This is a genomic window from Burkholderia sp. DN3021 (assembly GCF_049805555.1).
Taxonomy (GTDB): Bacteria; Pseudomonadota; Gammaproteobacteria; order Burkholderiales; family Burkholderiaceae; genus Burkholderia; species Burkholderia pyrrocinia_C.
This window is the reverse complement of the sequence record NZ_JBNCAB010000008.1, coordinates 1-23,219: the sequence shown is the minus strand read 5'-3', so window position 1 is coordinate 23,219 and position 23,219 is coordinate 1. Positions and strand designations below refer to the sequence as shown.

Annotated in this window: 20 protein-coding genes and 1 pseudogene; 12 read left to right on the top strand and 9 right to left on the bottom strand. The window is 67.5% G+C overall.

The features are described from left to right. Nucleotides 1–32: 32 nt before the first annotated feature. Complete coding sequence (locus tag ACPUER_RS06730) at nt 33–1,751, top strand: cation:proton antiporter (protein WP_034179686.1); 1,719 nt, start codon at nt 33–35, stop codon at nt 1,749–1,751. A 158-nt stretch (nt 1,752–1,909) separates the two neighbouring features. Here ACPUER_RS06730 and ACPUER_RS06725 read toward each other — a convergent pair whose 3' ends face one another. Both ACPUER_RS06725 and ACPUER_RS06720 read right to left on the bottom strand, forming a co-directional pair. Then, complete coding sequence (locus ACPUER_RS06725) at nt 1,910–3,805, bottom strand: penicillin-binding protein 2 (protein ID WP_310139709.1); 1,896 nt, start codon at nt 3,803–3,805, stop codon at nt 1,910–1,912. A 421-nt stretch (nt 3,806–4,226) separates the two neighbouring features. Next, a complete protein-coding gene (locus ACPUER_RS06720) occupies nt 4,227–4,571 on the bottom strand; it encodes a DUF3564 family protein (RefSeq protein WP_072436660.1) in 345 nt (114 codons plus the stop codon). A gap of 648 nt (nt 4,572–5,219) precedes the next feature. Between ACPUER_RS06720 and ACPUER_RS06715 the strand changes: the two genes are divergently transcribed. Further along, entirely contained in the window at nt 5,220–6,434 is a 1,215-nt protein-coding gene (locus ACPUER_RS06715) for an SDR family oxidoreductase (protein ID WP_425130687.1), read from the top strand. Between the two features lie 55 nt (nt 6,435–6,489). Here the strand turns inward: ACPUER_RS06715 and hpaR are convergent, their stop codons facing one another. Further along, on the bottom strand, nt 6,490–6,930 hold the full coding sequence (gene hpaR, locus ACPUER_RS06710) for a homoprotocatechuate degradation operon regulator HpaR (protein ID WP_034179682.1): 441 nt from the start codon (nt 6,928–6,930) through the stop codon (nt 6,490–6,492). A gap of 152 nt (nt 6,931–7,082) precedes the next feature. Here hpaR and ACPUER_RS06705 point away from each other — a divergent pair, with 152 nt between their 5' ends. The 7 genes from ACPUER_RS06705 to hpaI are packed head-to-tail and all read left to right on the top strand — an operon-like array spanning nt 7,083 to nt 12,989. Continuing rightward, nucleotides 7,083–7,772 carry a fumarylacetoacetate hydrolase family protein gene (locus ACPUER_RS06705; protein WP_310139722.1) on the top strand — a complete coding sequence of 230 codons (690 nt, stop codon included), beginning with the start codon at nt 7,083–7,085 and terminating at the stop codon, nt 7,770–7,772. Further along, nucleotides 7,769–8,533 (top strand): fumarylacetoacetate hydrolase family protein, encoded by a 765-nt coding sequence (locus tag ACPUER_RS06700; RefSeq protein ID WP_425130686.1) that lies wholly within the window; start codon nt 7,769–7,771, stop codon nt 8,531–8,533. The genes ACPUER_RS06705 and ACPUER_RS06700 overlap by 4 nt, the downstream gene beginning before the upstream one ends. 22 nt (nt 8,534–8,555) lie before the next feature. Continuing rightward, nucleotides 8,556–10,019, top strand: coding sequence for a 5-carboxymethyl-2-hydroxymuconate semialdehyde dehydrogenase (gene hpaE, locus ACPUER_RS06695; RefSeq protein ID WP_204422810.1), 1,464 nt, complete (start codon nt 8,556–8,558; stop codon nt 10,017–10,019). A 50-nt stretch (nt 10,020–10,069) separates the two neighbouring features. Beyond that, nucleotides 10,070–10,918 (top strand): 3,4-dihydroxyphenylacetate 2,3-dioxygenase, encoded by an 849-nt coding sequence (gene hpaD, locus ACPUER_RS06690; RefSeq protein ID WP_175958990.1) that lies wholly within the window; start codon nt 10,070–10,072, stop codon nt 10,916–10,918. Between the two features lie 41 nt (nt 10,919–10,959). Then, nucleotides 10,960–11,352: a 5-carboxymethyl-2-hydroxymuconate Delta-isomerase gene (locus ACPUER_RS06685; RefSeq protein WP_034179677.1), complete on the top strand. Its 393-nt coding sequence runs from the start codon at nt 10,960–10,962 to the stop codon at nt 11,350–11,352. Between the two features lie 19 nt (nt 11,353–11,371). After that, the gene (hpaH, locus tag ACPUER_RS06680) at nt 11,372–12,175 is read left to right on the top strand and encodes a 2-oxo-hept-4-ene-1,7-dioate hydratase (RefSeq protein WP_175942057.1); all 804 of its coding nucleotides are present in this window, start codon (nt 11,372–11,374) and stop codon (nt 12,173–12,175) included. A gap of 7 nt (nt 12,176–12,182) precedes the next feature. Next, nucleotides 12,183–12,989, top strand: a complete 807-nt coding sequence (hpaI, locus tag ACPUER_RS06675; RefSeq protein WP_175958992.1) for a 4-hydroxy-2-oxoheptanedioate aldolase — start codon at nt 12,183–12,185, stop codon at nt 12,987–12,989. A gap of 234 nt (nt 12,990–13,223) precedes the next feature. Here the strand turns inward: hpaI and ACPUER_RS06670 are convergent, their stop codons facing one another. Then, complete coding sequence (locus tag ACPUER_RS06670; protein ID WP_310139739.1) at nt 13,224–14,033, bottom strand: helix-turn-helix transcriptional regulator; 810 nt, start codon at nt 14,031–14,033, stop codon at nt 13,224–13,226. Between the two features lie 95 nt (nt 14,034–14,128). Here ACPUER_RS06670 and ACPUER_RS06665 point away from each other — a divergent pair, with 95 nt between their 5' ends. Next, the gene (locus ACPUER_RS06665; RefSeq protein ID WP_034179673.1) at nt 14,129–14,380 is read left to right on the top strand and encodes a hypothetical protein; all 252 of its coding nucleotides are present in this window, start codon (nt 14,129–14,131) and stop codon (nt 14,378–14,380) included. 55 nt (nt 14,381–14,435) lie between these two features. Further along, nucleotides 14,436–15,398, top strand: coding sequence for a quinone oxidoreductase family protein (locus ACPUER_RS06660; RefSeq protein WP_425130685.1), 963 nt, complete (start codon nt 14,436–14,438; stop codon nt 15,396–15,398). Nucleotides 15,399–15,546: 148 nt separating this feature from the next. On the opposite strand, the gene ACPUER_RS06655 is transcribed toward ACPUER_RS06660, so the two are convergent. The 5 genes from ACPUER_RS06655 to ACPUER_RS06635 form a co-directional block, all read right to left on the bottom strand. Next, nucleotides 15,547–16,638, bottom strand: coding sequence for a porin (locus ACPUER_RS06655; RefSeq protein ID WP_425130684.1), 1,092 nt, complete (start codon nt 16,636–16,638; stop codon nt 15,547–15,549). 173 nt (nt 16,639–16,811) lie between these two features. Further along, entirely contained in the window at nt 16,812–17,879 is a 1,068-nt protein-coding gene (locus ACPUER_RS06650; protein ID WP_105389920.1) for an ABC transporter ATP-binding protein, read from the bottom strand. Further along, nucleotides 17,872–19,644 carry an ABC transporter permease gene (locus tag ACPUER_RS06645; RefSeq protein WP_175958997.1) on the bottom strand — a complete coding sequence of 591 codons (1,773 nt, stop codon included), beginning with the start codon at nt 19,642–19,644 and terminating at the stop codon, nt 17,872–17,874. Before ACPUER_RS06645 ends, ACPUER_RS06650 begins: the two co-directional genes overlap by 8 nt. 100 nt (nt 19,645–19,744) lie before the next feature. Further along, complete coding sequence (locus ACPUER_RS06640) at nt 19,745–20,845, bottom strand: ABC transporter substrate-binding protein (protein ID WP_425130683.1); 1,101 nt, start codon at nt 20,843–20,845, stop codon at nt 19,745–19,747. 205 nt (nt 20,846–21,050) lie between these two features. Beyond that, nucleotides 21,051–22,538 carry a PLP-dependent aminotransferase family protein gene (locus ACPUER_RS06635; protein ID WP_425130682.1) on the bottom strand — a complete coding sequence of 496 codons (1,488 nt, stop codon included), beginning with the start codon at nt 22,536–22,538 and terminating at the stop codon, nt 21,051–21,053. Between the two features lie 111 nt (nt 22,539–22,649). On the opposite strand from ACPUER_RS06635, the pseudogene ACPUER_RS06630 reads away from it, so the two are divergent. Beyond that, a pseudogene (locus ACPUER_RS06630) lies at nt 22,650–23,132 on the top strand (MFS transporter); the annotation flags it as partial. Nucleotides 23,133–23,219 lie beyond the last annotated feature (87 nt).

Below are 23,219 nucleotides of genomic sequence, written 5' to 3'. Positions count from 1 at the left end.
TACTAAATAGTTACAAGAGCTCGGGAGGGGGGATGCCCCATGATGTCAGCCTGATTGCGTTGCTCGCGGCCGGTTTCGGTCTCGCGATGATCTTTGGTTACCTTGCGTCGCTGCTGAAAATGCCGCCGCTCGTCGGCTATCTGCTCGCCGGGATCGTGATCGGCCCCGGCACGCCCGGTTTCGTCGGCGACCTGTCGCTCGCGCAGCAGCTCGCCGAAGTGGGCGTGATGCTGCTGATGTTCGGCGTCGGCCTGCATTTCTCGCTCGGCGACCTGCTCGCGGTGCGCAAGATCGCGCTGCCGGGTGCCGTCGTGCAGATTACCGTCGCGACGCTGCTCGGCGGCGGGCTCGCGCTCACGTGGGGCTGGAGCCTCGGCGCGGCGCTCGTGTTCGGGCTCGCGCTGTCGGTCGCGAGTACCGTCGTGCTGCTGCGCGCGCTCGAGGGGCGCGGGCTCGTCGAGACGGTCAACGGGCGCATCGCGGTCGGCTGGCTCGTCGTCGAGGATCTCGTGATGGTGCTGGTGCTCGTGCTGCTGCCGCCCGTCGCGGGGCTGCTCGGCGGCACGCCGCCCGGCGATGTGCAGGCGGCCGGCGGCAGCGTGTGGGGCACGCTCGGCGTGACGATGCTGAAGGTCGCGGCGTTCATCGCGCTGATGCTCGTGGTCGGCAAGCGCGTATTCCCGCGCATTTTGTGGCTCGTCGCGCGCACGGGCTCGCGCGAGCTGTTCACGCTGTGCATGATCGCGGCCGCGGTCGGCATCGCGTTCGGCGCGGCGAAGCTGTTCGACGTGTCGTTCGCGCTCGGCGCGTTCTTCGCCGGGATGATGATGCGCGAGTCGGAATTCAGCCGGCGCGCGGCCGACGAGACGCTGCCGCTGCGCGACGCGTTCTCGGTGCTGTTCTTCATCTCGGTCGGGATGCTGTTCGACCCGAAGGTGCTGATCGAAGAGCCGCTGCACGTGATCGAGGTCGCGGCGATCGTGCTGGTCGGCAAGACGCTCGCGGCGGTCGCGCTCGTGATCGCGTTCCGCTATCCGTTGAATACCGCGCTGACGGTCGGCGCGGGCCTCGCGCAGATCGGCGAATTCTCGTTCATCCTCGCGGGGCTCGGCCGTGCGCTCGGGCTGCTGTCGGCCGAGGGGCAAAGCCTGATCCTGGCGGTCGCGCTGATCTCGATCGCGATGAACACGCTGCTGTTCGCGATGATCGATCCGGCGCTCGCGTGGATCCGCAAGCATTCGGCGTTCGCGCGCAAGCTCGAGGCGCGCGACGATCCGCTCGCCGCGCTGCCGATGTCGACGCCGCAGACGCACCTGACCGGGCAGGTCGTGATCGTCGGTTACGGCAAGGTCGGCACGCGGATCGCGCATGCGCTGGACGAGCGCGGGATCGCGTATGTCGTCGTCGAGCAGAACCGCGAGCTCGTCGAGAAGCTGCGAGCCGACGGCATCGCGGCCGTGTCCGGCGACGCGATCGAGCCGATCGTGCTCGTGCAGGCGCATATCGCGCGCGCCGGGATGCTGGTCGTCACGCTGCCGGACGTGTTCGACGTGCGGCAGATCGTGGAGATCTCGCGTACGCTCAACCCGACGCTCGAGGTCGTGCTGTGCACGAACAGCGGCGACGAGGCCGCGCTGCTGTCGAGCGAGGGCATCGGCACCGTGTTCATGGGCGAGACCGAACTCGCGCGCGGGATGACCGAGCATGTGCTCGGCAGGATGGTGAAGCCGGTAGCAGCGGCGGCGCATTGACGGCGCGCGGGCAAGACCGCCCGCAGCGCGAAAGAATTGCAGGAGGGCGCAGCCGGAACGCTCAAATAATGCGGGGCGTTCCTGGAAAGTGGGATGAAAGCGGGGGACGGAGATGGAGCGCGGGCGGTGCGGCATGCCGCATCGCCCGCCTGGCGGCTTCAGCTTGCCGCCGCCTTCGTCGGCACGGTCGTGCCGGGCTGCGCGGCCGTCTTCAACGGTGCGGTGGTTTTCTGCGCGGCAGCCGTTTTCGGTCGAGCCGCCGCCTTCGGCGCCTCGACCGTCTTCTGCGGTGCAACCGCCTTGGCCGGCTGCGGCTTCTCCGGTTCGACCGGCGCATCGGGCGGCACGCCGAGCAACTGCAGCGAGCCGCTCGTGACCGACGCGAACACCGGGCCGGCCACCGTGCCGCCGTAGTAGCCCTTGCCGCGCGGCTCGTCGATCATCACCGCGACGATCAGGCGCGGGTTGCTCATCGGCGCCATCCCCGCGAACAGCGCGCGGTACTTGCCCTTCGCATAGGTCGCGCCGACCTGCTTGCGCGCGGTACCCGTCTTGCCGCCGATCCGGTAGCCGTCGACGCGCGCGCGGCGCCCCGTGCCGCCTTCGCCGACCGCCATCTCGAGCATCGAGCGAATCGATGCGGCCGTTTGCGGCGACGTCACGCGGTGGCCGCGATGCGCGTCGATCGTCTGCTGATCGGTGCCGTTCTTCAGCAGCGACACCGGGTGCAGCGTGCCGTCGCCCGCATAGGCCGTATACGTCTGCGCGATCTGCAGCAGCGACATCGACAGCCCGTAGCCGTACGCCATCGTCGCCTGCTCGATCGGCCGCCAGCGCTTGTAGCCGCGCAGCCGGCCCGACGCGACGCCCGGGAACGTCAGCTCCGGCGCGCGGCCGATCCCGTATTCCTGGTACTTGTTCCAGATCGTTTCGGCGGGCAGGTTCAGCGCGAGCTTCGCGAGCGCGACGTTGCTCGACTTCTGCAGCGCCTGCGACACCGTCAGCGATCCATGGTTCGACGTGTCGTGGATCACGGCCGGGCCGATCTTGTAGGTGCCCGGCGACGTGTTGATGATCGTGTTCGGCGTGACCTTGCGCTCGTCGATCGACAGCGCGACGACGAGCGGCTTGATCGTCGAGCCGGGTTCGAACGTGTCGATCACCGCGCGGTTGCGCAACTGCTGGCCCGTGAGGCGCGCGCGATCGTTCGGGTCGAAGGTCGGGTAGTTCGCGAGCGCGAGGATCTCGCCGTTCTGCGCATCGAGCACGACGACGCTGCCGGCGATCGCGTTGTTCTCGATCACGGCCGTCTTGAGCTGGCTGAACGCGAGCTGCTGGATCCGGCGGTCGATCGTCAGCTCGATCGTCGCGCCGTGCTGCGCGGGAACGAGCGGGCGCGTGTCCGACACGATGCGGCCGAGCCGGTCGCGGATCACCTCGCGCTGCCCGGACGTGCCCGACAGGCGCGCATTCGCCGCGAGTTCGACGCCTTCCTGGCCCTTGTCTTCGACGTTCGTGAAGCCGACCACGTGCGCGGCCGATTCGCCTTCCGGGTAGAAGCGCTTCGAATCGGCGATCTGCGTGATGCCGTCGATCGCGAGCTTGTCGAGGCGGCCCGCGGTGTCCGCGTCGACCTGCCGCTTGAGCAGCACGAACGTCTTGTCGTTGCCGAGGCGCCGCTTGACCTCGCCGAGCGGCAGGTCGAGCAGCTTCGCGATCTGCGGATAGTCGGTATCGGCGACCTGTTTCGGGTTCGCCCAGATTTCATAGGTCGACAGGCTGACCGCGAGCATCGCGCCGTTGCGATCGACGATGCGCCCGCGCATCGCATCGAGCTCGATCGTGCGCTGGTAGCGCTTCTGGCCCTGGCCTACGTAGAAATCCTGGTTCGCGACCTGCACCCAGAAGGCACGCGCGAGCAGCGCGGCGAACGCGAGGAACACAACGATCACGACCAGCTTCGAGCGCCACATCGGCAGGCGCGACGCGAGCATCGGATTCTTCGTCGCGGCCGAGTACGGATCGGCGGGGTGGGTCTTCTTTTTCACGCTCATGCAATGGCCGGGTCGGGCCGCCGGGCGGCGGCGGGTCAGTCTGAATAATGCGATTGTAATAAATGAGTAAACGTCGTGTGGGGAAAGTATGTTCCGGCCCCGTGAAAAGGCGGGCGGTATCATCCGGCAAGCGCTGAAAGGTGGTGCCGGAAAGGTGGGGCGCGAGCGGATTTTCGCCGCCGCAGCAGATGCTGAGCGACGGGCGCTCGGCGGAGTCTCGATCCGGGCGTGCGGTGTCCGCTGGCGGTCGATCGCGGCCGTCGCCGGTATGCGATCAATTGCCCGGCCCTCGGTTATTTCTTTAATAGCGGAAAATAAAAAGCGCCCCGGAATGAGGCGCCGTTAATACTGAATATCGAAATGACTATCTCTGAAACTGGAATAAACCCGAAAACCGCAGACGTTTTACGTAAAAAATTTTCTATCGGGCGACGGAAATGAATTCCCGGTATTCCGGCTGGGTCGTGCAGCGATCGACGGCCTGCAGCCGCCACGCGCCGGGATGATTGCCGGCGAGCACGGCAGGGCCCTGTTCGCGCTGCGTCGCGCCGAACGACAGACCCTTCAACTGGCATACGGCTTTTCCGCCGTCGGCCGCGCAGAGCGCCATTGCGCCCTCGACGTCGCGGACCTTGCCCCAAGTCGGAAGATCGATGCCCTGATGTGCCTCACGCGACCACAGTCCCTCGTCGGTATCCACCCACAGTACCGCGAAGGATTGCCGGGTTGCCGATTCGCTGCCATTAATTCGAATGGTGAGGCGCATTGGAACGTCTCCTGAAAGAAAGGACGAATTTGACCGTTTGGACTTGAACAGTCTAGATAGACTGGTGTGAAACGCAAGCGATAATCCGCAATAAATCCATATTGAGTCCATTGCGGTTTCAGATGAAACGACGTCTGACGATTCACGGACATTTCGGCGGCGCGCGCAAACGTACGTGGCATCGGCGATTGCGGTGTCGACGCGCGCATCGGTGACGTTCGAGACATGGGATGACATGGCCGGGGGGGCGCGTCGATCTGTCGCGCGCGGGCCGCCGCCGAAACCGGGCCGGTCGACGCAATCCGGCACCGCCGGGATGCGGTCCGCCCCGATGTTTCAGCGTTTTGACGGCGCGGCCGGAACGACACACTCCAACAATCGCGCACAAATCGGCACACTTTCACGATACTTTCGGGACAGACTTGCACGCGATCGGGCCCCACACTGGGAACTTCCCGATCCTGTGCCGCGGACGCCCGTCCTCGGCGGCTGCCGCCTCGTGCCAGAGGTGCGATCGACGCGATCGCGGGCCGCACGCCCGATCGGGACTGCCGGGGCGCGTGTCAGCTCCGGCCCGGCCGGTGAGCCGTGCGCAGCCCGCAACCGCAGGCGCTGCGCGGCCCGGCCGACTCTTCGAAGGAGACTATCGTGCTGATCTGGAAAACCGCGTTGTCGCTGAACTGGCGGACGAGCCTCGTGTCGCCGGCCAGCGCACCGGTCGCGGCGGCGAACGTCGGGCGGCTGGTGCTGACCGGCGCGACCGGCTTCATCGGCAGTACCGTGCTGACGGCGCTCGTCAATGCAGGGCTGCTCGAACGCATCGTGTGCGTCGTGCGCGCGCAGGACCGCGGCCACGCCGTCGCGCGGCTGCGCGAAGCGGCGCTGCGCGCGGGGCTAACGCCGTACTGGGCGTCGCGCCTGACCGACGCGAACGTAATCGTCGGCGCGCTCGGCGACGTGTGGCAGGGCGCAGATGCGCCGCGCCTCGCCGGCGCGACGCACGTGATCCACTGCGCCGGCCATGCGTCGCCGGCCGACGGCGCGCACCTGCAGGCGGACACCGCCGATTCGGTGCGCTTCGCCGAACGCTTCGCACGGGCGCCGCGTCTGCAGCGCTTCGTCTACGTCGGCACGGCCTATGCGCATGCGGGGCGCGGCGGCATCGTGCACGAAGCAGTCGTGGCGGACGACGCGGCGAACGATGTCGCGCAACACGGCGGAGGCCTGCCGGGTGCGGTGCTCGCGGCGGACTACCTGCATGCGAAGGCGGAAACGGAGCAGCGCCTGCGCGCGCTCGGGCTGCCGCTCGTCGTCGTGCGGCCGTCGCACGTCGTCGGCCACACGGTGCTCGGCACGCGGCCCGCGCCGAACTCGTTCTGGATGTTCCGGCTTGCGCATGCCGCGCGCCGCTTCACCGCACGGCCGATGACGCGCATCGACATCGTGTCGGTGGACGACGTGGCGCGCGCGACGATGCTGCTGGCCGTCAAACCGACGCTCGCGCACGATCTCTATCACGTGTCGGCCGGCGACGAGGCGCCGCAGGTCGCGCAGATCGTGCGTGCGATGGACGAGGCAGCGGGGATGACGGGCGCGCCGCGCTACGCGGCGTGCGCGCCGGCCGAGCTGCCGCTGGTGGTGCGCGACGTGCTCGGGCGGCCCGATCCGGCACTCGAGCGCGTGATCGGCCGGGCGCTGCAGCGCTGCGCGGAATTCGCGACGGTCGATCGCGTGTTCGACAACAGCCGCGTGCGCGACGAAATCGATTTCGAGCCGTTGCCGTTCATCGATTACGTCGAGGAATGCATGCGCACGTCGCGCGGCGTCGCCGTGACCGAGCTGATGCGCGGCGCGATGCACTGACCGCCCGCGCTGCACCGGCGCCCGTTCCCGCGGCTGGCGGGAGCGGGCACCATCATCACGCGTTGCCGCCGAGTTCGATGAGCCGGTCGAGCGCGCGGTAGATGTCTTCCAGGCCGTCCTGGCCGAAGCGCGACTCGAGCTGCCGGTATTGCTCGTCGATGCGCGGACCGATTTCCGTGACGAGTTTCCTGCTTTGCGGCGTCAGGCTGACCAGCAGCCGGCGCTGATCCTCCTGTGCGCGCGTGCGCGTGATCAGCCCGTCGCGCTCCATCCGTTCCAGCACGCCCGTGAGGCTCGGGCTCAGGATGCAGCAGCGCCGCGCGATCTGTCCCGCTTCGAGTGCATGCGCCGGTTCGCCGTCGAGCACGCGGATGATCCGCCATTGCTGTTCGGTCAGTGCGAATTCCTTGAGAATGGGGCGGAACAGGCCCATCAGCGTTTCGCGGGCCTCGAGCAGCAGCATGGCCAGGTTGCGATGGTCGAGCGTACGGTTCATCGGGGTGGGCAGTGGACGGGGACGCATCAATCTTAACAGCCGAAGGTAGTGAATTTCGCGTATCAGGGTAATCGAGGTTGCCAGCACCCGATTGTTTACTTAAGATGTTAAGTATTGACGATGCGCCGCGACGCGCGGCAGGGGAATGACGCATGGAGCTGTCTTGCACGACCGCCGCGGCGCCGCCGTTGCCGGTCGCCATCGGTACCGTCTACGGTGCGCTGCTGAACGAGCGCGCGGCGCTCGACGCGCTCGGCGATGCGGTAAACGCACCGCCTTACGGTCGCCCTCCGCAGGCGCCGATCCTTTACATCAAGCCGGCCAACACGCATGCGGCCGACGGAGCGGCCGTCGTCGTGCCGGCCGGCGTCGATGCGCTGGAGATCGGCGCGTCGGTGGCCGTCGTGTTCGCCCGGCGCGCCACGCGCGTGCCGGCCGCACAGGCGCTCGACTACGTGCACGGCTTCACGCTCGCGAGCGACGTGTCGGTGCCGCATCCCGATTACTACCGTCCGGCCGTGCGCTTCAAGTGTCGCGACGGCTTCTGCCCGCTGGGCCCGGCGATCGTGCCGGCCGCCGCGCTGGCCGAGGTCGACGCGCTCGCACTGACCGTGCGGATCGACGGCGAGGTGGCCGCATCGGCGTCGACCGCGACGCTGATTCGCCCCGTGCGCGAACTGATCGCCGACGTGACGGCGTTCATGTCGTTCGACGCCGGCGATGTGCTGCTGCTCGGCGTCGCCGGCGGCACGCCGCGCGCGCGCGCGGGCAGCACGATCGAGATCGTCGCGGCCGGCATCGGCACGCTGCGGCATACGCTGATTGCGGAGGAGGCACGATGAAGACGGCGCGCGTGATCTACAACGGCGCACTGCATGCGGCCGAGCCGGCCGGCGACGGCGCGATCCGCCTCGACACGGGGCGCGTGGTTGCCGAGGAGACGGTCGCATGGCTGCCGCCCGTCGCGCCGCGCACGACGTTCGCGCTCGGCCTCAACTACGCCGACCACGCGAAGGAACTCGCGTTCAACGCACCGAGCGAGCCGCTGATCTTCCTGAAGGGGCCGAACACGTTCATCGGCCACCGGTCGCGCACCGTGCGCCCGGCGGATGCCACCCACATGCACTACGAGTGCGAGCTGGCCGTCGTGATCGGCCGGCCCGCGCGCAACGTGAGCCGCGCGGAGGCGATCGACTATGTGGCCGGCTACACGGTCGCGAACGACTACGCGATCCGCGACTATCTGGAGAACTACTACCGCCCGAACCTGCGCGTGAAGAACCGCGACACCTGCACGCCGCTCGGGCCGTGGTTCGTCAGCCGCGACGAGATCGGCGACGCGGGCGACCTGATGCTGCGCACGACGGTGAACGGCCGGGAAACGCAGCACGGCAGCACGCGCGACATGATCTTCGACGTGCCGGCGCTGATCGAGCACATCAGCAGCTTCATGACGCTCTCGCCGGGCGACCTGATCCTGACCGGCACGCCCGAGGGGTTGGCGGACACGCAGCCGGGCGACGAGGTCGTGACCGAAATCGAAGGGATCGGCAGGCTCGTGAACACGATCGTCGCCGAAGCGGACTACTATCGCGCCGGCTGAGCCCGTCGCCCAAGGAGAACCCATGACCATCAAGCACTGGATCGACGGCCGCGAAGTCGAGAGCCGCGAGACCTTCACGACGCTGAATCCCGCGACGGGCGACGTGATCACCGACGTCGCGTCGGCCGGCGAGGCCGAAGTCGACGCGGCCGTGCGCGCGGCGAAGGAAGCATTCCCGAAATGGGCGAACACGCCGGCGAAGGAGCGCGCGAAGCTGATGCGCAAGCTCGGCGAGCTGATCGAGAAGAACGTGCCGATGCTCGCGGCGCTGGAGACGCAGGACACCGGCCTGCCGATCGCGCAGACGAGCAAGCAGCTGATTCCGCGCGCGTCCGAGAACTTCAACTTCTTCGCGGAAGTGTGCGTGCAGATGAATGGCCGCACCTATCCGGTCGACGACCAGATGCTGAACTACACGCTGTACCAGCCGGTCGGCGTGTGCGCGCTGGTGTCGCCGTGGAACGTGCCGTTCATGACGGCCACCTGGAAGACGGCGCCGTGCCTCGCGCTCGGCAACACGGCCGTGCTGAAGATGTCGGAGCTGTCGCCGCTGACGGCCGACCAGCTCGGCCGGCTCGCGCTCGAAGCCGGCATTCCGCCCGGCGTGCTGAACGTCGTGCAGGGCTATGGCGCGACCGCCGGCGACGCGCTCGTGCGGCATCCGGACGTGCGTGCGGTGTCGTTTACCGGCGGCACGGTCACGGGCAAGCGGATCATGGAGCGCGCGGGCCTCAAGAAGTATTCGATGGAGCTCGGCGGCAAGTCGCCGGTGCTGATTTTCGACGACGCGGATTTCGATCGTGCGCTCGATGCGTCGCTGTTCACGATCTTCTCGATCAACGGCGAACGCTGCACCGCGGGCTCGCGGATCTTCGTGCAGCGCACGATCTACGACCGCTTCGTGCAGGAATTTTCGCGCCGCGCGAACAACCTGGTGGTCGGCGATCCGTCCGATCCGGCCACGCAGCTCGGCGCGATGATCACGCGCCAGCACTGGGAGAAGGTGACCGGCTATATCCGCATCGGCGAGCAGGAAGGCGCGCGCGTGGTCGCGGGCGGCGCGGACAAGCCGGCGGGCCTGCCCGAGCATCTGCGCAACGGCAACTTCGTGCGGCCGACCGTGTTCGCCGACGTCGACAACCGGATGCGTATCGCGCAGGAAGAGATCTTCGGGCCGGTCGCGTGCCTGATTCCGTTCGAGGACGAGGAAGAAGGGCTGCGGCTCGCGAACGACACGTCGTACGGCCTCGCGTCGTACATCTGGACGCAGGACGTCGGCAAGGTGCATCGCCTCGCGCGCGGCATCGAGGCCGGGATGGTGTTCGTGAACAGCCAGAACGTGCGCGACCTGCGCCAGCCGTTCGGCGGCGTGAAGGAGTCGGGCACCGGGCGCGAGGGCGGCGAGTACAGTTTCGAGGTGTTCGCGGAGATCAAGAACGTGTGCATCTCGATGGGTTCGCATCACATTCCGCGCTGGGGCGTGTAACGGGCGCGGGTCGTTTCGCCGGAAGCACGAACGATATGGAGACTTGAACGATGGGCAAACTGTCCCTCGCCGCGAAAATCACGCACGTGCCGTCGATGTACCTGTCGGAAATGCCCGGCAGGCATCACGGCTGCCGCGAAGCGGCGATCCGCGGCCATCAACTGATCGGCGAGCGCTGCCGTGCGCTCGGCGTCGACACGATCGTCGTGTCGGACGTGCACTGGCTCGTCAACGCGGGTTATCACGTGAACTGCAATGCGCGGTTCTCGGGCACGTACACGAGCAACGAGCTGCCGCATTTCATCCGCGACATGCAGTACGCGTATCCGGGCAATCCGGCGCTCGGCCGGCTGATCGCCGAGACGGCCAGCGCACGCGGGATCGCGACGCGCGCACACGAGATCGACAGCCTCGAACTCGAATACGGCACGCTCGTGCCGATGCGCTACATGAACGGCGACCAGCACTTCAAGGTCGTGTCGATCGCCGGCTGGTGCATGTGGCACACGCTCGACGAAAGCCGGCGCTTCGGCGAGGCGTTGCTCGAAGCGATCGGGAAAAGCGATTCGAACGTCGCGTTCCTCGCGAGCGGCTCGCTGTCGCACCGCTTCAACGACAACGGCAGCCCCGAGGAATCGATCCACCAGATCAGCCGCGAATTCTTCCGGCAGGTCGACCTGCGCGTGGTCGAGCTGTGGAAGCAGGGCGATTTCAAGACGTTCTGCGCGATGCTGCCCGAGTACAACACGCATTGCCACGGCGAAGGCGGCATGCACGACACGGCGATGCTGCTCGGCCTGCTCGGCTGGGATCGCTACGACAAGCCGGTCGAGATCGTCACCGACTATTTCGCGAGTTCGGGCACGGGGCAGATCAACGCGATCTTCCCGCTGCCCTGAACGCCGCGGCCCCGCATCGAACATCCGACCGGAGACTTGCCATGCCTCACATCGTCGTCGAATACACCGCGAATATCCGCGACGACGCGCGCATTCCCGCGCTGCTGCGCACGATCAATGCAACACTGATCGCGCAGGGCGGCGTGTTCCCGACCGGCGGCATCCGGTCGCGCGCGATCGAGCTGCAGGACTACTGCGTCGCCGACGGCACGGAGGACGACGCGTTCGTCCACGTGACGCTGAAGATCGGCTCGGGCCGCAGCGACGACACGAAGAAAGCCGCGTGCGACGCGCTGTTCGACGCGATCAAGGCGCATTTCGCCGAGCTGTACGCGAAACGCTATCTCGCGCTGTCGATGGAGCTGACCGAGTTCAGCGAAAGCGGCTCGTACAAGCACAACAACATCCACGCCCGCTACAAGCGAGCCGGCTGACCCCATTCCCGATCCGACCATGCTCGAAACCGCCATCATCGACCAGCTCGCGCAACGTCTGCACGACGCCGAGCGCGAGCGCAAGCAGATCCGCCAGATCTCGCTCGACCATCCCGACATCACGATCGACGACGCATACGCGATCCAGCGCGCGTGGGTGACCCTCAAGCTAGCGGAAGGCCGCACGCTGAAGGGGCACAAGATCGGCCTCACGTCGAAGGCGATGCAGAACACGTCGCAGATCGACGAACCCGACTACGGCGCGCTGCTCGACGACATGTTCTTCGCGGACGGCGGCACGATCCCGACCGGTCGTTTCATCGTGCCGCGCGTCGAGGTCGAACTCGCGTTCGTGCTCGGCAAGCGGCTTTCGGGCCCGAACTGCACGATCTTCGACGTGTACGACGCAGTCGATTACGTCGTGCCCGCGCTCGAGATCATCGACGCGCGCAGCCAGTCGATCGACCCCGATACGAAACGGCCGCGCAAGGTGTTCGACACGATCGCCGACAACGCGGCGAACGCGGGCGTCGTGATCGGCGGGCGGCCGGTGCGGCCGCAGGACGTCGACCTGCGCTGGGTCGCGGCGATCATGTCGCGCAACGGCGTGGTCGAGGAAACGGGCGTCGCGGCCGGCGTGCTGAATCATCCGGCGAACGGCGTCGCGTGGCTCGCGAATCGTCTGTCGCGTTTCGACGTCGCGCTGGAACCCGGGCAGATCGTGCTCGGCGGCTCGTTCACGCGGCCGTGCGCGGCGCGGCCGGGCGACACGTTCAGCGTCGACTACGGCCCGCTCGGGACGATCCAGTGCTACTTCGAGTGAGCGAGCGATGCGGATTCCTTCGAATGTCTTCAAGGCCGCGCTCGCGCGCGGCGACGCGCAGGTCGGGTTGTGGCTCGGCCTCGCGAACCCGTACAGTGCCGAAGTCGTCGCGGGCGCCGGTTTCGACTGGCTGCTGATCGACGGCGAGCATGCGCCGAACACGGTGCCGACGATCCTCGCGCAACTGCAGGCGATCGCACCGTATCCGTCGCATCCGGTCGTGCGCGTGCCGTGGAACGATCCGGTGATCGTCAAGCAGGTGCTCGACCTCGGCGCGCAGACGCTGCTGGTGCCGATGGTGCAGAGCGCCGACGAAGCGCGCGCGGCCGTTGCCGCGACGCGTTACCCGCCGCACGGGATGCGCGGCGTCGGCAGCGCGCTGGCGCGTGCGTCGCGATGGAATCGCGTCGGCGACTACCTGCATCGCGCGAACGACGAGATGGCCGTGCTCGTGCAGGTCGAGACGCGCGCGGGGCTCGATGCGATCGACGCGATTGCGTGCGTCGAAGGTGTCGACGGCGTGTTCATCGGGCCGGCCGATCTTGCGGCCGATCTCGGGCATCTCGGCAATCCGGGGCACCCGGACGTGCAGGCCGCGATCGACGGCGCGATTCGGACGATCAAGGCGGCGGGCAAGGCGCCCGGTATTCTGAGTGCGGATGAAGCGGCGGCACGGCGGTATCTGGAAGCGGGTGCGCTGTTCGTCGCGGTCGGGGTCGATACGACGCTGCTGGCGAGGAGTGCGGAGCGGCTCGCGGCGCAGTTCAAGGGTGAATCTCGACCGACGGAAAAGAACGGTGACACGACATATTGAGCGAGGGGCCGTGGCAGATATGCCAAGTAACGCAGAGGCACTGCCTGACGAATCGGGGAATTGGCACAAGGTTTCGCAAAAGGACCGGATGACATCGCTTGCATCGAATGCGATCCCATATCGCGGTGCGGCGGCTCGTCGATGTGTCCGCGCCGTTGCCCTGACGCGTTGCGGGGCAGAGATCGTGGATGCGATGGCGGAATTGAGTGCGCAGGCGCAAGCCCTGTGGATGGGTTACGACTGACTTACCATTGTTCCGACTGCTGATCTTGCTACGTCCATATACCGCCCCGGCGTCGTCCCCAGCGCGCGCCGGAACATGTCGATGAACGCGCTCACGTTGTCGTACCCGAGATCGAGCGCGATCGTCGTCACCGGCACGCCGTCGGCGATTCGCTCCAGCGCCCGCAGCAGCCTTGCCTGCTGACGCCACTGCGCGAACGTCAGCCCCGTCTCCGCGACGAAGCGGCGGCTCATCGTTCGTGCGCCGATGCCGGCCCATTCGGCCCATTCTTCCAGCCGCCGGTTGTCCGCGAGGTTCGTGGCCAGCGCGTCGGTGATGCGCACGAGCCGCGCGTCGCGCGGCCGCGCGAGGCTTAGCGATTCGACTTCCGAAGCAGCAATTTCATCGAGGATCACGTCGGCGATTCGCGTCTGCGCGGCATCGAGTTCCGAATCGCCCCAGCTTGCCGCGCGCTGCACCGCTTCGCGCAGCAGCGGCGACGCACGGATCGCGCGCGGCGTATCCGGCAACTCCGCGCAGCGTGCTTCGGCGACGAACGCCGACCAGCCGGAAATCGGCCCGAACGAACGCAGCGAATGCCGGCAATGCGGCGGAATCCAGATTGCGTGGATCGCCGGCACGACCCAGTCCCGGTCGTCGAGACCGATCGTCAGCAGCCCGCTCAGCGCACCGACGAGCTGGCCGCGCGCATGCGAGTGCGGCGCGGTCACGCGCGGGTCGCGTTGCGACAGGACGGCGGCGACGACGAACGGGCCGTCGTCGGACGTGACGAATCGGGCGGGCAGGAGCGGATCGGACATGGCCGGATAGCGGTATCGAATGGCTGTTATACCGGAGATCGGCCGGCTTCGCACGCCTACACTGCGTCCATCGATGACAACCGGAGTACGACGCGATGCGAGCCGAACAGATGCTTCCCGACCATGCCGACCGGATCGATGCCGGCGGAACGACGATCCGCAAGGGCACCGTCGGCGCGTTTCTGGTCAACGCGCGCGTGCTGACCGATCCCGGCGCCACGCCCGCCGACCGGGCACGCGCGGAAGCCGACGCGATCGATGCGTTGCCCGCGCTGCGCGCGCTCGGCCTGTTCGACGTGATGGAAGTGCGCGATCCGGCGCTGCGCGCGTGGCTCGACGCGCGCTGACGTCCGCCGCAACCGTCGCAACCGTCGATCGAGATCCCCGAATCAAGGAGCCACCATGAAAGCCGCAGTCGTGAAGGGCGCCGGCGAGCGCCCCGTTTATATGGAATTCGAACCGCCGCGCTCGATGCCGGGCCACCGTCTGATCGACGTGACGGCATCCGCGTTGAGCCGGCTGGCGCAGGGGCGCGCATCGGGCACGCATTATTCGTCCGGCGGGCAATACCCGTTCGTCGTGGGCGTCGATGGCGTCGGCCGTCTCGACGACGGGCAGCGCGTCTATTTCTTCGGTGCGCCGGCGCCGTTCGGCGCAATGGCCGAACGCACGATCGCGCCCGACACGCAGTGCGTGCCGCTGCCGGCCGCGCTCGACGACGTCACGGCCGCGGCGATCGCGATTCCCGGGATGTCGTCGTGGGCCGCGCTGACCGAACGTGCGCGGCTCGTCGCGGGCGAGACGGTGCTCGTCAACGGCGCAACGGGTACGTCGGGCCGGCTGGCGGTGCGGGTCGCGAAGCATCTCGGCGCTGCGAAGGTGATCGCGACAGGCCGCAACGCGGTCGCGCTGGACGCTTTGCTGAACGCCGGCGCGGATGCTGTCGTGTCGCTGCAGCAGGACGACGTGCAACTGGCGCGAGCGCTCGAACCACATTTCCGCGCGGGCGTGGATGTCGGGCTCGACTATCTGTGGGGTGCCAGTGCGCAGACGCTGCTGGTTGCCGCGGCGAAGGCGGCGCCCGATGGCCGCCGGCTGCGTTTCGTGCAGATCGGCTCGATCGGCGGCGCGGACGTGCTGCTGCCGGGCGCGGTGCTGCGCGCAACCGCAATCGAATTGATGGGCAGCGGCCTCGGCAGCGTGCCGCTGCCGCGTTTGCTGGACTCCGTGCGCGGCGTGTTCGACGCGGCCGGGCCGGCGGGCCTCGCGATCGAGACTCGTACCGTGCCGTTGTCGGCTGTAGGCGAACACTGGGGCGATGCAAACAGTCTCGTGCGTCCGGTGTTCATGATGCACGGCGCGTGAGCGGCGACCGAACCGCAGCGGGCCGGACTCAGCGCGATGAACGAGCCGCGCGGCGACGACCGGCCATCCGTCGTGATGCCGCCGCGTGTGGGGGGAAAGCAGGGCGGCCGCGGGCGGCAGACGCCCGTGGACACCCGCCGCGTCGGGCTCAGAACCGCTGCTGAATCCCCGCCGTCACGCCGACCTGCGTCGTGCCATAACCGTTGACGTCGCGCGACACGCCGACCTTCTGATCGTGCTTCGCGATCGCGAACGCGCCGGCCGCGTACAGCACCGTGCGCTTCGACAGCGCGTACTGCGCGCGCAGCGACACCAGCGTCGGATCGGCGTCGGTGCCGCCCTTGATGTTCTGGTGATAGACGGCCGCGATCAGCGAGAACGTCGGCGTGAACTGGTACGACCCGCCGACCCAGACCATGTCGCTCAACTGGTTCGCCGCCGTCGTGCGGAACGTGCGTTTGTAATTGCGATAACCGGCCATCGTCTTCAGGTTGCCGAAGTCGTAGCTCAGGCCCGCGTGGATGCCCTGGATGTAGTTGACCGTATCGGCCGGCGTGACGCTGTCGGCCGCGCCGTTCTGTCGGTCGAACGTGACCGCTGCCGCGAACGGGCCGGTCTCGTAGCCGAGCGCGAAATCGTATTTCGAGCTGGTCTTCACGCTGCCCGGCACGTTGCCGAAGCCGTACAGCGCGCCGAACTTGAAGCCGCTGAATTCGCCGTCGTAGCGCACCGCATTCGACGAGCGCGTGAACAGGCCGTCCTTGCGGCCGCCCGTCGCCATCGACGAGGTTGCCCACGAGTAGTTCTGCGCGTAACCCATCGGGTCGAACGGCAGCATGTAGTCGTAGGTGACGGTGAAGTTGCGGCCGAGCGACAGCTCGCCCCATTTGCCTTTCAGGCCGACCGTCGCGCGGCGCGCGAAGATCGAGTCGGGGCCGTCGTCGAAGGCGCCGTTCGCGAGATCGATCCCGCTTTCGAGGCGGAAGATCGCCTTCAGCCCGCCGCCGAGATCCTCGACGCCGCGCAGGCCCCAGCGCGACGTGTTCTTGTTGCCGGACTTCAGCTTGAACGAGTTGCCGCCCTGCGGCGCCGCGTGGTTCGTGTATTCGATGCCGGCATCCATGATCCCGTACATCGTGACGGACGACTGCGCGTGCGCGGCGGGCGCGGCGATGCAGGCCGCGGCGGTCGAGCTCGTGAGGACTACTGTGCGAATCGAACGTTCTGCGCGTGACTTCATTGACGGTGTCTCCTTGGTTCTTGTGGGTTGGGTGAAACAGGTGCTGCGCGCAACGGGCCGTGGCGGGCGCCGCAAGACGTCCGCCTGACCTGCATGTCGTCGCATGACGCGATGCGCGCGGCGTGCGGCGTGCGGCGTGCAGGCGCGGCGGCGCGCGGGCCGCCGCGATCGGGTCAGCCCGCTTTCGCGAACGCCCAGCAGTCGTTGGTCGGGAATTCGAGCCAGTGCTTGCCGGCCGCGCGCGGCACGTGGCCGAACGCGCGCAGGCGCATGTCGCCGCAATGGAACAGGTATTCCCAGCGGTCGCCGAGATACATCGACGTGACGAGGTCGGCCTGCAGCCGGTTCGCGCCAGGGCCGTCGGCGACCTGCACGCGTTCGAGGCGGATCACGGCCTGCGCGTCCTGGCCCGGCGCGAACGTGTCGCGCGCCATCGCGCGGATTTCCCAGCCGTCGCCGGCAAGCGTCACGCATTCGCCGTCGATCGCGGCGACGCGCGCGTCGATCCGGTTGTTGCTGCCCATGAACTCGGCCGTGTACAGCGAGCGCGGCGCGCCGTACAGCTCGGCCGGCGTGCCTTCCTGCTCGATGCGGCCGTTGCGCAGCAGCAGGATGCGGTCGGACATCGCCATCGCCTCGGTCTGGTCGTGCGTCACGCACAGTGCCGACAGCCCGAGCGACACGATCAGCTCGCGCAGCCACGCACGCGCTTCCTCGCGCAGCTTCGCGTCGAGGTTCGACAGCGGCTCGTCGAGCAGGATCACCGGCGGGTTGTAGACGAGCGCGCGCGCGATCGCGACGCGCTGCTGCTGGCCGCCCGACAGCTGATGCGGAAAGCGTTCCGCGAGATGGCCGAGGCCGAGCTGGTCGAGCGCGGTCTGCACGCGGCGCTTCTGTTCGGCGGGTGCGACGCGACGCAGCTTCAGCCCGTAACCGACGTTCTCGGCGACGGTGCGGTGCGGCCACAGCGCGTACGACTGGAACACGAGGCCGAGCGAGCGCTGCTCGACGGGCAGGTCGACGCGCTTCGCGCCGTCGAAGAACACGCGGTCGTCGAGCTGGATGCGGCCGTCGGACGGCTGTTCGAGGCCGGCCACCGCGCGCAGCAGCGTGGTCTTGCCGCTGCCCGATGCGCCGAGCAGGCACACGACTTCGCCGGCCTTCAGTTCGAACGACACGCCCTTGAGGATCGGATTGGCGCCGTAGCTGAGATGCAGATCGTCGACGATGAGCTTATCCATGAAGTTTCACTCCGAAACGCAGGGCCACGCCGAGACCGGCGCCGACCATCGCGATGTTGATGACAGAAAGCGCGGCGACCTGGTCGACGGCGCCGGTCGCCCACAGCGACACGAGCAGCGCGCCGATCACTTCGGTGCCGGGCGACAGCAGGTAGACGGCCGTCGAGTATTCGCGCTCGAAGATCATGAAGATCAGCAGCCACGCGGCGAGCAGACCGAAGCGCACGAGCGGCAGCGTCACGTCGAGCGACACGCGGCTGCGCGTCGCGCCGACGCTGCGGCCGGCTTCCTCGAGCTCGGGGCCGACCTGCAGCAGCGCGCTCTGGATGAGCCGCATCCCGTACGCGAGCCATACGACCGTGTACGCGATCCAGATGCTCCACATCGAGTTCTTCAGCTCGCGCAGGCCGGGGACGAACAGGAAGATCCACAGGAACGCGAGACCGGCGAGCAGGCCCGGCACCGCGCGCGGCAGCAGCACCAGATAGTCGAGCAGCTTGGTCGCCCAGTCGGGGCGGCGGTGGCCGGCGAATGCGACGAGCGAGTAGAAGCCGACCGCGAGCGCACCGCCGATCACGCCGATGCCGAGCGTGTTGACGATCGCGCGCACCAGGTTGTCCTGTTCGAACAGCTCGATGAAGTTCGACAGCGTCAGCACTTCGGCGAGCGCGACGCCTTCTCCCCAGTTGGTCACGAACGCGCGCAGCACGATGCCCGAGATCGGCACGATCACGGTCAGCATCAGCCACAGCGCGACGATCGCGAGCGCGACCCAGCGCCACACGCCGAGCGGCAGCACCGTTGCGCGGCCGGCCTTGCCCTTCACCGTGACGAAGCGGTTGGCCGTTTTCAGCAGGCGGCGCTGCAGCAGCACGAGCGGGAACGTGATCGCGACGATGCACACCGCGACCGCGGCCATCAGGTGATACGACGGCACGCCGAGCTTGTTGGTCAGCTTGTACAGATAGGTCGCGAGCACGAGGTGGCCTTCCGGATCGCCGAGCACGAGCGGCAGCCCGAACACCTCGAAACCGAGGAAGAACACGAGCACGCCGGCGAATAGCAGCGCGGGCATCGTCATCGGCAGGCTTACGTCGAGCGCGACGCGGAACGGACGGGCGCCCGTCACGCGCGCGGCTTCCTCGACATCCGAGCCGAGGTTGCGCAGCGCGGCCGACGAATACAGATACACGTGCGGCACGTGCGTGAGGCCGACGATCACCGTGATCGCGAAGATCGAATAGACGTTCCAGGGCACGTTTTGCACCCCGAACAGTTCCTTGAACCACACCGAGTAGAAACCGACCGGGCCGGCCGCGACCACGTAGCCGAACGCGAGCACCATCGGCGACACGAACACGGGCGTGAGCAGCAGCGGTTCGAGCCAGCGGCGGCCGGGCAGGTCGGTGCGCACCATCAGGAACGCGAGGATGCCGCCGAGCGGGATCGAGATGAACAGCATCCCGCCGGCGATGATGAACGAGTTCTTCACGGCCGACCAGAAATCGGGATCGCTGAAGATGAAGCGGAAACCTTCGATGCCGAGCGTCTTGTTCGCGTCGAAGAACGGCGCGGACAACAGGCTCTGGAACAGGATGAAGCCGAGCGGCAGCGCGACCGCGATGGTCAGTACCGCGACGACGATCCAGCGCAGCATGCCGGCAAGCGGCTGCAGGCTGTTGACCGGCAGCGGGGGAATCGCGCCGCGCTGGCCGGTGGTGGGCGCAACGGCCGGCGCCGTTGAGCGTGTGCTGGTTGAAAGCATGAGTTCGCCCCTGCGGCCATCCGGATGGCCGCCTCTAGGAAGTCGGTAAGGGGAAGCGGCCGCCCGCGCGATGCGCGGCGGGCGGCCGGCAGTCAGCGGATCAGCGCTTGATCGCCTGCTGCCATTGCTTCAGGAAGGCAAGGCGCTTCGACTGGTCGAGATAGACGAGCAGGCCGGTGCCGATCTGGATCGGCTTCAGCGAATCGCCGAGCTCCTTCGTCAGGCTCGCGGCCGACGTTTCGCCCGTGACGTCCGTGCGGATCGCATACAGGTTCGCCTGGTCCGCGATCAACGTCTGGCCGCGCTTCGACAGCAGGTAGTCGACCCACAGCTTCGCGGCGTTCGGGTTCTTCGACTTCTTCGAGATCGTCGCGAGGCGGCTCACGATCTGTGTGTAGTCCTTCGGAAACACGTAGCCGATCGACTTGTCCTTCTTCGCTTTCGCGTACGCGTACGAACCGATGATGTTGTAGCCGATCAGGTTCTCGCCCGACGAGATCCGCTCCATCATCGCGCCCGTGCTCGACTGCAGCTTCGGGCCGGTCGCGCCGATCGCCTTCACGAGCTCCCACGTGACCTTCTCGTTCAGGTGCGCGTCCTGCGTCAGCGCGTTGAAGCCGACGCCCGATTTCTCGACGTCGTAGGTCGTGACCTTGCCCTTGAACTTGTCGGGTTGCGACGTGAGCAGCTTGATCAGGTCGGCGCGCGTTTTCGGCACTTCGTTTTCGGGAATCAGGCGCTTGTTGTAGACGATCGCGAGCGGCTCGAACGTCGTGCCGTAAGCCTGTTTCTGGTATTGCGCCCACTGCGGCACGTTCGCGCTTTCGGGCGAATCGTAGGACGCCATCAGGCCGTCGTTGACGAGCTTCACCTGCAGGTCCATCGCCGCGCTCCACAGCACGTCGGCGCTGGTGCTGCTCGCCGCGTTCTCGCTGATGTAGCGGTTGTACAGCTCCGTGCTGTTCATGTCGTTGTACTCGACCTTCACGCCGTACAGGCTTTCGAAGTCCTTGATCAGCGGACGCACGAGGCCCGTGTCGGTCGTCGAGTAGACGATCAGCTTGCCTTCCTTCTTCGCGGCGTCGATCACGCCCTGGTAGTTACCCGGATACCCGGCCGGAACCTGCGCGACGGCGCTGCCGGCGGCAGTGCCCAGGACGATCGCCAGCGCGGCGGCGAGGTGCTTCGGTGCAAACGGCATGTCTTCCTCCAGTTACGCATTGATGTTGTTCGAGTGACGCGGATGTTAATTGCGGGGCACTTTCAGCCTGCTTTCATTTCCGTTCACAATCGCGTCCTTTGTGTCATGGATTTCCCGAGGTCGAAACGACGGCGGCCGCGGTTTTTGCGGCGCGCGGGGCGGTTTGATGGGAGGGGGGAGTCGCCGCGGGACGCGGCGATGACGGTTATGCGGGTTGCGCCAGCAGCTTGCCGAGGATCCGGCCGCCATGCCGCGCGTGCGCGGCCGTCAGCGCCGAATACCCGACGACGACGCCCGCTTCGCACTCGGCGCTTCGGCAGAATCCGTGGATCGTCTGCAACGCGATGCCAGCCGCGCGGGCCTGCGCGACGTACGATGCGTCGTCCATCCCGGGCGGCAACCACAGCACGAAATGAAACCCCGCGTGCTCGCCAGACACCGTGTACTGCCCGCCGGCGTGCTTCGCCAACTGGTCGAGCACGATGTCGCGCCGCTGACGGTACGCGTGGCGGCTGGCGCGCAGGTGCTTCGCAAAATCGCCTTGCGCGATGAAGCGGGCCAGCGCGAGCTGGGGCGCCACGCCGACGGAGCGCGCGGTCGCATGCCACACGGCCGACAGCATCGGCCGCAGTTCCGCCGGCACGACCATGAAGCCGATGCGCAGCCCCGAGAACAGCGTCTTGTTGAACGAGCCGCAGTAGATCGCGCGATCGCAGGTGTCGAGCGATTTCAGCGCCGGCAGCGGAGCGGTCTGGTAACTGAATTCGCCGTCGTAGTCGTCTTCGATGATCCACGCACGGTTGCGCTGCGCCCAGTCGAGCAGTTCGAGCCGGCGCGACACCGACATCGTGACGCCGAGCGGCGCCTGATGGGCGGGCGTCACGTACGCTGCGCGCGCACCGGGATGGCGATCCAGTGACGACGTGTCGATCCCTTCCCGATCGACCGGCACGTCGATCACGGTCGCACCGGCCATCGTGAAAATCTGCCAGGCCGACGCATAGCCGGGATCTTCCATCAGCACCGTCGAGCCGGGCGTAAGCAGCGTTCGCGCGACGAGATCGATCGAATGCCGGATGCCGGTCGTGATGAAAATGTCGCCGGCGTCGCACGGGATGCCGCGGTATTCCCGCAGGTACGCGGCGATTTCGGCGCGCAGGCTTTCGACGCCTTGCGCAGGCGTCGCCCCGAGGTCGTTTGCCGTCGCGGCAAGCAGGCTTGCGCCGAGCGCCTTCTTCCATTGCTGCATCGGCAGCAGGCCGGGATCGGCGAGGCGCGCGACGAACGGGACGCCGGGGCGCACGCCATGTTCCGGCGCGGCCGCATCGGTCGCGCCGGCCGGCGCGCGGCGCGTGTCGGGGCGGTGGGGGCTGCCGTCGCGCGACTGCCCGGCCGCGCGCAGATAGCTGTCCGGCACCACCGCGCAGACCCGCGACCCGGAGCCGCGCGTGCGTGCGATGTAGCCCTCGGAGCACAGAAGGTCGTACGCCGCTTCGACGGTTCCCCTTGCGACGCCCCAGCGTGCGGCAAGGGTCCGGCTGGACGGCAGCGGGCCGTCGCCGGGAAGCAGGCGCTTCAGGATCGCGTCGCGAATCGCGTCGGCAATGCACGCCTGCTTCGATTGCTGGCTGACGGTCGACAGCCCCGCGGGGCGCGGCAGATCAAGCGGAATCGCGGCTTTGCCTCGCGACATAGTGGTCTAGCGGATAGTCGATTTAATGGCCCTTCAGCTTATATCACTTTCCCCTTAGATTGCTGTCGACCACACCAACCACACCCATTCGACCGGAGACGGACTCACCGCATGAAGACGCGTTCCTTGCCCCAACGGGGCTGGCTGTTCCTGTTGATGCTCGTCGTGTGCCTGCCGCGGGTCACGATCGATGCATACCTGCCGTCGCTGCCTGCGATGGCGGACGCGCTGCACGGCACCGACGCCCAGTTGCAGCTCACGCTGACCCTGTACATGATCGGCTATGCGCTTTCGATGCTGGTGTCGGGGCCGCTGTCCGATCGGTACGGCCGCCGTCCCGTTCTCATCGGCGGCCTGTGCCTTTACGTGATCGCGAGCGTTGCCTGTGCGCTGTCGACTAGCATCCCGGCGATCATCTCCGCACGCATCTTCCAGGCGCTCGGCGGCTGCAGCGGAACCGTGATCGGGCGCGTCGTCGTGCGCGAGCGCTTTCCGACCGCGATGCAGGCCACGATGCTCGGTCGTATCTCGGCCGGCATGGCGCTGTCGCCGGTGATTGCGCCGCTGGCCGGCAGCGCGGTCGCCGAGTGGCTAGTGTCCCGTTCCGCTGATTCGCGAACAAAGTCTATGCAGCTTTTCGAGGATGGAGTCGGCTGAGGCGGTCCAGACGAACGGTTTGCA

Bases quoted from the DNA above. Each gene is read 5' to 3' on its own strand.
- ACPUER_RS06635 (WP_425130682.1), bottom strand. From the start codon at position 22,538: ATGTCGCGAGGCAAAGCCGCGATTCCGCTTGATCTGCCGCGCCCCGCG.
- hpaD (WP_175958990.1), top strand. From the start codon at position 10,070: ATGGGCAAACTGTCCCTCGCCGCGAAAATCACGCACGTGCCGTCGATG.
- ACPUER_RS06730 (WP_034179686.1), top strand. From the start codon at position 33: ATGCCCCATGATGTCAGCCTGATTGCGTTGCTCGCGGCCGGTTTCGGT.
- ACPUER_RS06660 (WP_425130685.1), top strand. From the start codon at position 14,436: ATGAAAGCCGCAGTCGTGAAGGGCGCCGGCGAGCGCCCCGTTTATATG.
- ACPUER_RS06655 (WP_425130684.1), bottom strand. From the start codon at position 16,638: ATGAAGTCACGCGCAGAACGTTCGATTCGCACAGTAGTCCTCACGAGC.
- hpaR (WP_034179682.1), bottom strand. From the start codon at position 6,930: ATGAACCGTACGCTCGACCATCGCAACCTGGCCATGCTGCTGCTCGAG.
- ACPUER_RS06665 (WP_034179673.1), top strand. From the start codon at position 14,129: ATGCGAGCCGAACAGATGCTTCCCGACCATGCCGACCGGATCGATGCC.
- ACPUER_RS06650 (WP_105389920.1), bottom strand. From the start codon at position 17,879: ATGGATAAGCTCATCGTCGACGATCTGCATCTCAGCTACGGCGCCAAT.
- ACPUER_RS06725 (WP_310139709.1), bottom strand. From the start codon at position 3,805: ATGAGCGTGAAAAAGAAGACCCACCCCGCCGATCCGTACTCGGCCGCG.
- ACPUER_RS06640 (WP_425130683.1), bottom strand. From the start codon at position 20,845: ATGCCGTTTGCACCGAAGCACCTCGCCGCCGCGCTGGCGATCGTCCTG.
- ACPUER_RS06645 (WP_175958997.1), bottom strand. From the start codon at position 19,644: ATGCTTTCAACCAGCACACGCTCAACGGCGCCGGCCGTTGCGCCCACC.
- hpaE (WP_204422810.1), top strand. From the start codon at position 8,556: ATGACCATCAAGCACTGGATCGACGGCCGCGAAGTCGAGAGCCGCGAG.
- ACPUER_RS06700 (WP_425130686.1), top strand. From the start codon at position 7,769: ATGAAGACGGCGCGCGTGATCTACAACGGCGCACTGCATGCGGCCGAG.
- ACPUER_RS06685 (WP_034179677.1), top strand. From the start codon at position 10,960: ATGCCTCACATCGTCGTCGAATACACCGCGAATATCCGCGACGACGCG.
- hpaH (WP_175942057.1), top strand. From the start codon at position 11,372: ATGCTCGAAACCGCCATCATCGACCAGCTCGCGCAACGTCTGCACGAC.
- hpaI (WP_175958992.1), top strand. From the start codon at position 12,183: ATGCGGATTCCTTCGAATGTCTTCAAGGCCGCGCTCGCGCGCGGCGAC.
- ACPUER_RS06720 (WP_072436660.1), bottom strand. From the start codon at position 4,571: ATGCGCCTCACCATTCGAATTAATGGCAGCGAATCGGCAACCCGGCAA.
- ACPUER_RS06670 (WP_310139739.1), bottom strand. From the start codon at position 14,033: ATGTCCGATCCGCTCCTGCCCGCCCGATTCGTCACGTCCGACGACGGC.
- ACPUER_RS06705 (WP_310139722.1), top strand. From the start codon at position 7,083: ATGGAGCTGTCTTGCACGACCGCCGCGGCGCCGCCGTTGCCGGTCGCC.